Below are 8,713 nucleotides of genomic sequence, written 5' to 3'. Positions count from 1 at the left end.
GTGGACACCACTTTGTCTAATTCGTCAGATTCTGACCAGACGGTTCAGGCTGTACGCTTACGGTAAAAACGACAGCGATCGGCGGCCTGGCGATGGCCAGCAGCGCATTAACATTACCTTTTAGCCGGATTGCGCACGCTGTCGATAGCGCCATTCCAACAAACTCAGACGAAAAGATCATCTGGAGCGCATGTACCGTTAACTGTGGTAGCCGCTGCCCGTTACGTATGCACGTAGTGGACGGTGAAATCAAATATGTCGAAACAGATAATACCGGTGATGATAATTACGACGGCCTGCATCAGATACGCGCCTGTCTGCGTGGGCGTTCCATGCGTCGCCGTGTCTACAATCCGGACCGCCTGAAATATCCGATGAAACGAGTCGGGGCGCGCGGTGAAGGCAAATTCGAGCGCATTAGCTGGGAAGAAGCCTACGACATCATCGCGACCAATATGCAGCGCTTGATCAAAGAGTACGGCAACGAATCCATCTACCTGAATTATGGTACTGGTACGCTGGGCGGCACCATGACCCGCTCCTGGCCGCCGGGAAGTACCCTGGTCGCGCGCCTGATGAATTGCTGCGGCGGTTATCTGAACCATTATGGTGACTATTCCTCCGCGCAAATTGCGGAAGGTCTGAACTATACCTACGGCGGCTGGGCCGATGGTAACAGCCCGTCGGATATCGAAAACAGTAAACTGGTGGTGTTGTTTGGTAATAACCCAGGCGAAACGCGAATGAGTGGTGGTGGGGTGACTTACTACCTTGAACAGGCGCGTCAGAAATCCAATGCTCGCATGATCATCATCGATCCGCGTTATACCGACACCGGCGCCGGACGTGAAGATGAGTGGATCCCAATTCGCCTAGGAACGGATGCCGCACTGGTTAACGGCCTGGCGTATGTCATGATCAGCGAAAACCTGGTAGATCAGGCATTCCTCGATAAATATTGCGTTGGCTACGACGAAAAAACACTGCCAGCCAGCGCGCCGAAAAACGGTCACTATAAAGCCTATATTCTTGGTGACGGGCCAGATGGCGTTGCTAAAACGCCAGAATGGGCCTCGCAAATTACTGGTGTTCCGGCAGACAAAATCATCAAACTGGCACGTGAAATCGGCAGTACCAAACCGGCGTTTATCAGCCAGGGATGGGGCCCGCAGCGTCACGCTAATGGTGAAATCGCGACTCGTGCTATCTCAATGCTGGCAATCCTCACCGGCAACGTCGGGATTAACGGAGGTAACAGCGGCGCGCGCGAAGGTTCGTACAGCTTACCGTTTGTCCGAATGCCGACCCTCGAAAACCCTATCCAGACCAGCATTTCGATGTTTATGTGGACCGATGCCATTGAACGTGGCCCGGAAATGACGGCGCTGCGTGATGGCGTGCGGGGGAAAGATAAGCTGGATGTGCCGATCAAAATGATCTGGAACTATGCCGGTAACTGCCTGATTAACCAGCATTCGGAAATCAACCGTACCCATGAAATCCTTCAGGATGATAAGAAGTGCGAGCTGATTGTGGTGATCGACTGCCACATGACCTCATCGGCGAAATATGCTGACATCCTGCTGCCTGACTGCACCGCTTCCGAACAGATGGACTTTGCGCTGGATGCATCCTGCGGGAATATGTCTTATGTGATCTTTAACGACCAGGTGATTAAACCGCGCTTTGAATGTAAGACCATCTATGAGATGACCAGTGAACTGGCAAAACGTCTTGGCGTCGAGCAACAGTTTACTGAAGGCCGTACCCAGGAAGAGTGGATGCGGCATCTGTATGCCCAGTCGCGGGAAGCAATTCCTGAACTGCCAACGTTTGAAGCGTTCCGCCAGCAGGGGATCTTTAAAAAGCGCGACCCACAAGGACATCATGTTGCTTATAAAGCCTTCCGCGAAGATCCGCAGGCAAATCCGCTGACCACGCCATCAGGCAAAATTGAGATCTATTCGCAGGCACTGGCTGACATTGCTGATACCTGGGAATTGCCAGAAGGCGACGTGATCGATCCACTGCCGATCTACACGCCAGGTTTTGAAAGTTATCAGGATCCGCTAAACAAACAGTATCCGCTGCAGCTTACGGGTTTCCACTATAAATCTCGCGTTCACTCAACTTACGGCAACGTTGATGTGCTGAAAGCGGCTTGCCGTCAGGAAATGTGGATCAACCCACTTGATGCACAAAAACGTGGTATCAGTAATGGCGATAAGGTCAGGATCTTTAACGATCGTGGTGAGGTTCATATTGAAGCGAAAGTGACGCCACGAATGATGCCGGGTGTGGTCGCACTGGGTGAAGGCGCCTGGTATGACCCGGATGCAAAACGTGTCGATAAGGGTGGTTGTATCAACGTACTGACCACTCAACGTCCGTCTCCTCTCGCTAAGGGGAATCCGTCGCATACAAACCTTGTTCAGGTTGAAAAGGTGTAAGGAGTAACCGATGACAACCCAGTATGGATTTTTTATTGATTCCAGCCGTTGCACCGGCTGCAAAACCTGCGAGCTGGCTTGTAAAGACTACAAAGATTTGACGCCAGAAGTCAGCTTCCGTCGCATTTATGAATATGCTGGTGGCGACTGGCAGGAAGATAACGGTGTCTGGCACCAGAACGTGTTTGCCTACTATTTGTCGATTTCATGTAACCACTGCGAAGATCCGGCTTGTACTAAAGTCTGCCCGAGCGGTGCGATGCATAAACGTGAAGATGGTTTTGTTGTGGTCGATGAAGATGTGTGCATTGGCTGCCGTTACTGCCATATGGCTTGCCCGTACGGCGCACCGCAATATAACGAAACGAAAGGCCATATGACCAAATGCGATGGTTGTTATGACCGTGTTGCGGAGGGTAAAAAGCCGATCTGTGTTGAATCTTGCCCGCTGCGGGCGCTGGATTTCGGCCCTATCGACGAGCTGCGTAAAAAACATGGCGATCTGGCGGCTGTTGCGCCGTTGCCACGAGCTCACTTTACCAAACCGAATATTGTGATCAAACCCAATGCCAACAGCCGCCCGACCGGGGATACCACTGGCTATCTGGCAAACCCGAAGGAGGTGTGAGATGGGAAGTGGATGGCATGAATGGCCGCTGATGATCTTCACGGTCTTCGGGCAATGTGTGGCGGGGGGTTTTATTGTTCTGGCTTTAGCGCTGCTCAAAGGCGACCTGCGAGCAGAAGCTCAGCAGCGTGTTATCGCCTGCATGTTTGGTTTATGGGTGCTGATGGGCATTGGCTTTATCGCCTCTATGCTCCATCTTGGTTCACCGATGCGCGCCTTTAATTCGCTCAACCGGGTAGGCGCTTCAGCACTCAGTAACGAAATCGCCAGCGGTTCGATCTTTTTTGCCGTTGGTGGCATCGGCTGGTTGCTGGCAATGCTGAAAAAGCTGTCACCGACATTGCGTACGCTGTGGCTGGTGGTGACGATGGTTCTTGGCGTAGTCTTTGTCTGGATGATGGTGCGTGTGTATAACAGCATCGATACCGTACCGACCTGGTACAGTATCTGGACGCCGATGGGCTTCTTCCTGACGATGTTTATGGGCGGCCCGTTACTGGGTTACCTGTTGCTGAGTCTGGTTGGCGTCGATGGCTGGGCGATGCGTCTTCTGCCAGCTATTTCTGTACTGGCACTGGTAGTGAGTGGCGTGATGTCTGTGATGCAGGGCGCAGAGCTGGCGACTATTCATAGCTCTGTGCAGCAGGCTGTAGCGCTGGTGCCGGGCTATGGTGCACTGATGTCCTGGCGGCTCGTGCTTTTGGCTGTTGCCCTGTGCTTGTGGATTGCACCACAGCTAAAAGGTTATCAGCCTGCGGTTCCGCTACTTTCCGTATCATTCATTCTGCTTCTGGCAGGGGAATTAATCGGTCGCGGCGTATTCTATGGTTTGCATATGACCGTGGGGATGGCCGTCGCAAGTTAATCAGTAACAACCGGGGTTTCGGCCCCGGTTTTCTTTTATTTCTGCTTCGTTAACGTGTCATAACTGGTCATCAAATTACGATAATCAGGAATGTGGTTAGAGAACAATGTCGCCAGTCCTTCAATATCATTACGCCAGTCACGGTGCAGCTCGCAAGCCACGCCGAACCATGTCATCAATTGCGCACCAGCTTGCGACATACGATCCCACGCCGAATGCCGGGTAATTTCATTAAAGGTCCCTGACGCGTCAGTCACGACAAAGACATCAAACCCTTCTTCAATTGCTGAAAGCGCCGGGAATGCCACGCAAACTTCGGTTACCACTCCGGCAATAATTAACTGTTTTTTACCTGTCGCTTTGACCGCTTTTACAAAATCTTCGTTATCCCAGGCGTTAATATTTCCCGGGCGAGCAATGTAAGGTGCATCGGGGAACTGTGCTTTCAGTTCTGGAACTAATGGGCCGTTAGGACCGGTTTCAAAACTGGTGGTAAGAATAGTTGGTAAGTTGAAATACTTAGCCAGATCGCCCAGCGCCAGCACGTTATTTTTAAACTTATCGGGTTCGATATCCCGTACAAGGGAAAGTAAACCAGTCTGGTGATCAACAAGCAAAACGGCAGCATCATTTTTATCAAGACGAACATATGGTTTGGTCATCCTTTTCTCCTTTCGAGAGTCAGTGGTACGTCTGAAATCGGTCAGACGCGATGCATTGCTCTGAAAGCATAGACGGGAAATATGAGTTTGCTGTGACCATGAAACTTTTCGACTGAACGAAGTGTATGAAATTTGTGTTAGATCAATAAAAACAACCAGATGAGATTAATCGTCTCTTCAGTATTAGCTCTATGAATGAATAATATAAATCGATAATACCGCCGTTGCGATATGCGCGTATTTTCACCCATTGACAATGTTTTTGGCGGTGGCATGATGCGCATGAAATTTGAACTTCCTCACGGTTTTAATTCATGTCCACGTATACCCGACCTGTCATGCTTTTACTGTCTGGCCTGCTTTTGTTGACTTTGGCGATCGCGGTGTTAAATACACTCGTGCCGCTTTGGCTCGCCCAGGAAAACATGTCCACATGGCAGGTAGGCGTTGTCAGTTCATCCTATTTTACCGGCAACCTGGTCGGTACATTGCTGACAGGGTATGTCATTAAACGCATTGGCTTTAATCGCAGCTATTATCTGGCCTCCTTCATTTTTGCCGCTGGCTGTGCCGGTCTTGGCCTGATGATGGGTTTCTGGAGTTGGTTGGCGTGGCGTTTTGTCGCGGGCGTCGGCTGTGCCATGATTTGGGTGGTTGTTGAGAGCGCGCTGATGTGCAGTGGGACGTCGCGTAACCGTGGGCGATTGCTTGCTGCGTATATGATGGTTTATTACGTGGGAACATTTTTAGGCCAGTTACTGGTCAGCAAAGTCTCAACCGAGTTGATGAGCGTATTGCCATGGGTTACAGGTTTGACGTTGGCAGGGATCTTACCGCTGTTGTTTACACGTGTCCTGAATCAGCAGGCTGAAAACCATGATTCAACGTCAATTACGTCAATGCTAAAACTCCGTCAGGCGCGGCTTGGCGTGAATGGCTGCATTATCTCGGGAATCGTTCTGGGCTCTCTATATGGCCTGATGCCGCTGTACCTCAATCACAAAGGGGTGAGCAATGCCAGTATTGGTTTCTGGATGGCGGTACTGGTCAGTGCTGGTATCCTCGGTCAATGGCCGATTGGACGTCTGGCAGATAAATTTGGTCGACTGCTGGTGTTGCGTGTTCAGGTCTTTGTTGTCATTCTCGGCAGTATCGCGATGCTTAGCCAGGCGGCGATGGCCCCAGCGTTATTCATCCTCGGTGCCGCTGGCTTTACGCTATATCCGGTGGCGATGGCCTGGGCTTGCGAGAAAGTTGAACATCATCAACTGGTGGCGATGAACCAGGCCTTACTGTTGAGCTATACCGTGGGAAGTCTGCTTGGCCCGTCATTTACAGCTACGCTAATGCAGAATTTCTCCGATAATTTATTGTTTATCATGATCGCCAGCGTATCTTTTATCTATTTGCTGATGCTGCTTCGCAATGCCGGTCATACGCCAAAACCCGTTGCTCACGTGTAAATGAATTCAAGCAAAGTGTGAACTTACTGTTTCACACTCTGTTTTTTTGTTTCTTCTATCCGACTTGCTTTTTCCCAAACTTTATTCGTTTAAAAATAAAATGTGCAGCAGGTTATAATTTTGCATTCCGCTATTTACGCACTTCTTGTTTGCCGCGCATAATCCCTCGTTTTACAGATGCCCCTTTAATTTTGGCGAAGGATTTGTCTATGGCTGGGAATGTTCAGGAAAAACAGCTGCGATGGTATAACATTGCGCTGATGTCTTTTATCACCGTCTGGGGTTTTGGTAACGTTGTTAATAACTACGCCAACCAGGGGCTGGTGGTTGTTTTTTCATGGGTGTTTATCTTTGCGCTCTATTTCACACCTTATGCGCTAATTGTTGGCCAGTTAGGCTCGACCTTCAAAGATGGGAAGGGCGGGGTCAGTACGTGGATTAAACACACGATGGGACCCGGACTGGCTTACCTCGCCGCGTGGACCTATTGGGTGGTGCATATTCCCTATCTGGCACAAAAACCTCAGGCAATACTGATTGTGCTCGGTTGGGCGATGAAAGGCGACGGTTCGCTAATCAAAGAATATTCGGTTGTAGCGTTACAGGGATTAACGCTGATGCTGTTTGTCTTCTTTATGTGGGTTGCTTCACGCGGTATGAAATCGCTGAAAATCGTCGGTTCTGTGGCAGGGATTGCGATGTTTGTTATGTCGCTCCTGTATGTGGCGATGGCGGTAACCGCGCCTGCGATTACTGAAGTGCATATTGCGACCACAAACATCACTTGGGAAACGTTCATTCCTCATATCGACTTTACCTACATTACCACCATTTCAATGCTGGTTTTCGCAGTTGGTGGAGCAGAGAAGATTTCTCCCTACGTTAATCAAACACGCAACCCAGGAAAAGAATTTCCAAAAGGGATGTTATGCCTTGCGGTAATGGTTGCGGTTTGTGCCATTCTGGGCTCACTGGCGATGGGGATGATGTTTGACTCGCGTAATATCCCGGATGACTTAATGACTAACGGTCAGTATTACGCTTTTCAGAAACTGGGCGAGTATTACAACATGGGTAATACTTTAATGGTGATTTACGCCATTGCGAATACTCTGGGACAAGTAGCAGCGCTGGTGTTCTCGATTGATGCGCCGCTTAAAGTGTTATTAGGCGATGCTGACAGCAAATATATTCCTGCCAGTTTATGTCGTACCAACGCATCTGGTACACCCGTTAATGGCTATTTTCTGACCCTGGTACTGGTGGCGATCCTGATTATGCTGCCGACTCTCGGCATCGGTGATATGAACAATCTCTATAAATGGCTGTTGAACCTTAACTCTGTCGTGATGCCGTTGCGTTATTTATGGGTGTTTGTTGCATTTATTGCCGTTGTTCGCCTGGCGCAGAAATATAAACCAGAGTATATCTTTATTCGTAATAAGCCGCTGGCAATGACCGTCGGGATTTGGTGTTTTGCCTTTACCGCCTTTGCCTGCCTGACGGGTATTTTCCCGAAAATGGAAGCCTTCACCGCCGAGTGGACATTCCAGCTGGCGCTGAATGTTGCAACGCCGTTTGTACTGGTAGGATTAGGGCTGATATTCCCGCTGCTGGCGCGTAAAGCGAATAGCAAATAATTATTATGGTCAGTGACGCTGACTCTGGCAAATCTGACCCGCTTTTACATATTTGAGAAATGTGCGCAGGCCGCAGGACATATACGGGCGGTTTGGGGAATAGAGCTGGAGGCCTGGACGCTCGGTGATCCAGCCTTCCAGTACACATTTTAAAAGATGTGTTAAAGATGATGTGCTGATTAAATTCAGCGGAATAACAAAGCGGCAACTCAATAAAGTTGCCGCTTTGCGGGGAAATTAGAACATCACCTTATGACCGTACTGCTCAAGGATGCCTTTCACGCGTTCCATGGTCTCTTTTTTCGGTGGTTTCACGCCGTCGAGTTTGTACTCTTCACCCATCGCTACCCACTTATGTTTGCCTAACTCATGGTAGGGGAGGAGCTCGATTTTTTCGACGTTCCCCATATCGCGAGTAAATTCACCGAGGCGATGCGCTGAATCGTCATCGTCAGACCAGCCTGGGACAACAACGTAGCGGATCCAGACCTTCACATTTTTGTTCGCCAGATACTTGGCGAACTCCAGCGTACGATGATTGGAAACGCCAACCAGATTTTGGTGGATCTCGTCGTTCATCTGTTTGAGATCGAGCATTACCAGATCGGTTACTTCCAGCAGTTCATCAATCACCGGATCGTAACGACGAACAAAACCGTTAGTGTCCAGACAGGTATGAATACCTTCTTTTTTGCAGGCGCGGAACCAGTCACGAACAAACTCAGCTTGCAGGATTGCTTCACCGCCGGATGCGGTAACGCCGCCGCCGGAAGCGTTCATAAAGTGGCGATAGGTCACTACCTCTTTCATTAGATCTTCAACGGTAACTTCTTTACCGCCATGCGTGTCCCAGGTGTCGCGGTTATGACAATACAGGCAGCGCATCAGGCAGCCCTGGAAAAAGGTGATAAAGCGAATCCCTGGGCCGTCTACGGTTCCACAGGATTCAAAGGAGTGAATGCGACCAATAACTGACATTGCGGTGTTTCTCCAGATGTGGCCCAT

The 8,713-nt window shown here is 49.8% G+C and carries 6 protein-coding genes and 2 pseudogenes; 5 read left to right on the top strand and 3 right to left on the bottom strand.

Going from position 1 to position 8,713, the window contains the following annotated elements:
- Positions 1–62: 62 nt before the first annotated feature.
- The 3 genes and pseudogenes from dmsA to dmsC form a co-directional block, all read left to right on the top strand.
- Positions 63–2,450: pseudogene (dmsA, locus tag A7090_RS03300) on the top strand (dimethylsulfoxide reductase subunit A); the annotation flags it as partial.
- 10 nt (positions 2,451–2,460) lie between these two features.
- Complete coding sequence (gene dmsB / locus A7090_RS03295; RefSeq protein WP_000213098.1) at positions 2,461–3,078, top strand: dimethylsulfoxide reductase iron-sulfur subunit DmsB; 618 nt, start codon at positions 2,461–2,463, stop codon at positions 3,076–3,078.
- A 1-nt stretch (position 3,079) separates the two neighbouring features.
- The gene (gene dmsC, locus A7090_RS03290) at positions 3,080–3,943 is read left to right on the top strand and encodes a dimethyl sulfoxide reductase anchor subunit DmsC (RefSeq protein WP_105273017.1); all 864 of its coding nucleotides are present in this window, start codon (positions 3,080–3,082) and stop codon (positions 3,941–3,943) included.
- A 35-nt stretch (positions 3,944–3,978) separates the two neighbouring features.
- Here dmsC and ycaC read toward each other — a convergent pair whose 3' ends face one another.
- The gene (gene ycaC / locus A7090_RS03285) at positions 3,979–4,605 is read right to left on the bottom strand and encodes an isochorismate family cysteine hydrolase YcaC (protein WP_105273016.1); all 627 of its coding nucleotides are present in this window, start codon (positions 4,603–4,605) and stop codon (positions 3,979–3,981) included.
- A gap of 314 nt (positions 4,606–4,919) precedes the next feature.
- On the opposite strand from ycaC, the gene A7090_RS03280 reads away from it, so the two are divergent.
- Both A7090_RS03280 and A7090_RS03275 read left to right on the top strand, forming a co-directional pair.
- Positions 4,920–6,068: an MFS transporter gene (locus A7090_RS03280; protein WP_105273015.1), complete on the top strand. Its 1,149-nt coding sequence runs from the start codon at positions 4,920–4,922 to the stop codon at positions 6,066–6,068.
- Positions 6,069–6,277: 209 nt separating this feature from the next.
- Positions 6,278–7,708: an amino acid permease gene (locus A7090_RS03275; RefSeq protein ID WP_105273014.1), complete on the top strand. Its 1,431-nt coding sequence runs from the start codon at positions 6,278–6,280 to the stop codon at positions 7,706–7,708.
- A 9-nt stretch (positions 7,709–7,717) separates the two neighbouring features.
- Here the strand turns inward: A7090_RS03275 and A7090_RS03270 are convergent.
- Positions 7,718–7,870, bottom strand: a pseudogene (locus A7090_RS03270) (LysR substrate-binding domain-containing protein); the annotation flags it as partial.
- A 75-nt stretch (positions 7,871–7,945) separates the two neighbouring features.
- Positions 7,946–8,686 carry a pyruvate formate lyase 1-activating protein gene (gene pflA / locus A7090_RS03265; RefSeq protein WP_000111043.1) on the bottom strand — a complete coding sequence of 247 codons (741 nt, stop codon included), beginning with the start codon at positions 8,684–8,686 and terminating at the stop codon, positions 7,946–7,948.
- Positions 8,687–8,713 lie beyond the last annotated feature (27 nt).

It is taken from the genome of Escherichia sp. MOD1-EC7003 (assembly GCF_002965065.1).
In the GTDB taxonomy this organism is placed as follows: Bacteria; Pseudomonadota; Gammaproteobacteria; order Enterobacterales; family Enterobacteriaceae; genus Escherichia.
This window is presented reverse-complemented; position numbering and strand designations above follow the sequence as displayed.